Below are 3,357 nucleotides of genomic sequence, written 5' to 3' on the forward strand. Positions count from 1 at the left end.
AAAATAAAATTAATAAATTAAGAAACTCTTTAATGGTTGCTGCAATATATGACTTAGAAACTACCAGATTAAATCTTGTAATACCCAGTGCCCCACGTATGACACTACCAGAGTTTGATGTTAGAAGAGAAATGTTAGAGATGTGGGAATACACTCTTGAGCAAGTAAAGAAACTAAAGGAGCAAGAATAATGTGGGGAATAACATACACAGGTGCAGAAACATTTAACACTGAATGAATAATAATATATTCTAAGAGTGGTACACCAATACACATTAAAAATGTGCTTAATGCACAATTGATCAATGGTAAGAGATTAGAGATAATCCATACCATAGATGGAGCAGAATGTAAATCAGAGTTCTATACGCAAGATTATATGGGAATAACATATGATAGAACAGAAGAACCAACATTTGAAGAATGAGAATCATTCTAAAGGAGAACAATAATGAAAAGTAAAGAAGTATTAAATGCAGAGATCAGATTAGAGTATGCAAGAGAAGAACTAGAAAAGATCAGACAAGCATTCAAAGAAATAAAATGAAAAGAACCATTAGAGTTCTATAGAGCATCTAAAATCTATGATAAAGATGTTGATGCTGCAAAAGAAAAGATTAAGAAAATCAAACAAGAGATCAAGGAGTTAAAGAAAAGTGCCTAAAGAAGAACTATACTATTGTGTTAAGTGTAAAGGACATTACACAGAAGAACACATTGGTGTTGAGTTAGGAAACTTCAATAGTATCTATTGTAAAGAATGTTATGAGAAAAATAAAGACTCCATTGATTTGGAGTTGGGGGTGGAGTAATGAGAAGAAATTGTGAAGTAATAGTAGATATGAATACAGAGAAAAAATTAGTTCAAGCTGCAAAAGATATGGACTGAGAGTTCTATCGTCCCTTCTCCCAAAAGGTGATTGGTAATTACTGAGATGAAGACTTTGAATATGACTTCTGATATAAGATTCACGTAGAAGGTTCTTACGGATGGGAGTAAAAGAAACCAACCTTACCAATCTAATAGAAGCATACCTTAAAAAGAAGGGTGCACTATTTGTTAAATATATGGGAACATCATATTCACTGCAAGGGTTCCCAGATGGGTTCGGGTGTTATAAAGGAAAGTTCTTTGCTATAGAGATCAAAGTACATCCAGCCAAACCCAGACCCAACCAATATGAGTGAATAAGAAGAATCAATGAATGATATGATGGAAAAGCAATCTGAGTTGATGATACAAATTGAAAACAAGAGTTAACAAAACTCTTAAAGGAGATAGACAATGGCAATGGTAAGTAATGATCTAATATCAAGATTGAAAAGGAGAGTGGGGGGGAAGGTGCTATACGTAGCCCTTACCCACTACTACACAAATATAATAGAAGTTCTAGTTAAGACTGATGAGTACATGCTTATCTATAAATGAAAGAAGTCAGGATTAGAGTTTCTTAAAATAGACAACAAATCAGCATTAGAACTTGATAAGTCAATCAAGATAATCCCAAGGGCTAAGATGATGGATAACATTGAGAACACAATAGAGTATCTACTATCAACATATGATAAGATATGTGTTAAATACAATGAAGTTCTTATTGGAGAGTATGAAGGATACCGTGAAGATGCAGCCACCTAAGAAGGGATTCTATTCCTGTGCTAAGTGTGGGGTGGAGAGTGTGTCGGTAGAAGGACAGATCTGTATATTATGTTCATAATAAATATAATCAAAACCCATAAAAATTAAGTTATAAAAGGAGTAGAAATGAACAAAAGAGAATTATTTAAAATATACGAAAAAGAAATTTTGCCTAATGTTTCGTTAAGAAATGAAATGATGGAAAATTTAAATTTACATATTGGAACAATTAAAAGATGAGAATTAAAAAAAGAAATACCACATCAATACTTTAATGAAATCAATAGATTATTAGATTATAAATATGAATTGGATATTTCAAAAATGGAAATGTATAAAATGAACGATCAATTCTTTACCCCAATTTCCGAAGCGAAAAGATTGATTGATTTAACAATCAATTTTATAACTAAGAATTATAAAATTGACCTAAAAGAATATACATTTTTGGAACCATCTGCAGGTAGTGGTGCATTTTTTGAATCATTCCCTAAAGGATATAAAAAAATAGGATTAGATATAGAACCTCAAATTAAATCTATAAAGAAAATGGATTACTTTGATTTCAATATTAACAAAAAGACTATTATAATAGGTAATCCTCCGTTTGGATTGAGAGGTAATTTAGCATTGAGGTTTATTAATCATTCTGCTAAATTTGCTGATTTCGTAGCTTTTGTTTTACCCCCACTTTTCAATAGTAATGGTAAGGGAACGCCTGCAACAAGGGTAAAGGGATTTAAGTTGGCTAAAGAATTTGAAATTGAAGATAATAATTTTATATATCCTGATGGTACCAAAGTTAAGGTAAATTCAATTTTTCAAATTTGAACTAGATTGGAATCTAAGAAAGTTAAAGCGATCGAAGTTAAACCGCCTAAATCAGATTTTCTAAAGGTCTACTCTCTATCCAGAGGCGGAGATTCATCATCTAATAGAAATATTGATAAACTAGATAAATGTGATATTTATTTACCTTCTACAACTTTTCACAATATTAAAGCTTATAAAAGATTTGATGATCTTCCACACAATAGGGGTTATGGTGTGATACTGGATAACAAATACAAAAAGAAAATTAAAGAAATTTTGTCTCAGGATTGACAGGAAATTTCTTTTAAATCAACTAACAACGCAAATAATTTAAGATCGCAATTGATAATAGATGCAATCGAAATTCTATTAAAAAAATAAATATCCACATTTTAGAGTATGAGTAGTCATACTCTTTTTTTGTTCCAAAAATTTGGTATAATATATGTGTTAAAAGTTTTATAGATTTACTTTTACCGCGCATTTAAAATCTAAGCTTAACAGCACACTCAAAGGAGAAAATAATGTTAGAAAATAACAACCAAGATAATTTATCTACTGAAGAAATAGTAGAAGAAACTCAAGAAGTTTCACAACCAGTTGTAGAACCTGCAGAAAAAACTTACACACAAAAAGAAATGCAAGAGAAGATCAACTCAGTCCTTAAAAAGGAAAGAGAGAAGTTAGCTCATAAAGCAGAGAAAAAGGAATCTTCATACGAAGAGAGACTGACTATAAGTGAAGAAGAGAGAAGAAGAGACAAAGAAGAAGCAGAACATAGAGCTGAATTAGCAAGGGAAGCAACTAAAGAAGTCCTTAATGACTCAATCAAAACTTACATCTCATCTAAAGTTAAAGAAACACACGTAGATAGAATCTACAAGATCACATTAAGTGATGCCGGA

3 protein-coding genes are annotated in these 3,357 nt (G+C 31.2%); all 3 read left to right on the plus strand.

The genetic code is table 11. The features are described 5' to 3' along the window. A partial coding sequence (locus ACK5M9_RS08370) for a hypothetical protein (protein WP_416892707.1) occupies positions 1–191 on the plus strand: 191 nt, incomplete at its 5' end. 1,787 nt (positions 192–1,978) lie between these two features. Next, positions 1,979–2,470 carry a hypothetical protein gene (locus tag ACK5M9_RS08375; protein WP_416892708.1) on the plus strand — a complete coding sequence of 164 codons (492 nt, stop codon included), beginning with the start codon at positions 1,979–1,981 and terminating at the stop codon, positions 2,468–2,470. Between the two features lie 506 nt (positions 2,471–2,976). Further along, positions 2,977–3,357: hypothetical protein (locus tag ACK5M9_RS08380; RefSeq protein WP_416892709.1), on the plus strand; the 381-nt coding region annotated here is incomplete at its 3' end.

This window comes from Mycobacterium sp. (assembly GCF_047975165.1).
Classification (GTDB): domain Bacteria; phylum Actinomycetota; class Actinomycetes; order Mycobacteriales; family Mycobacteriaceae; genus Mycobacterium.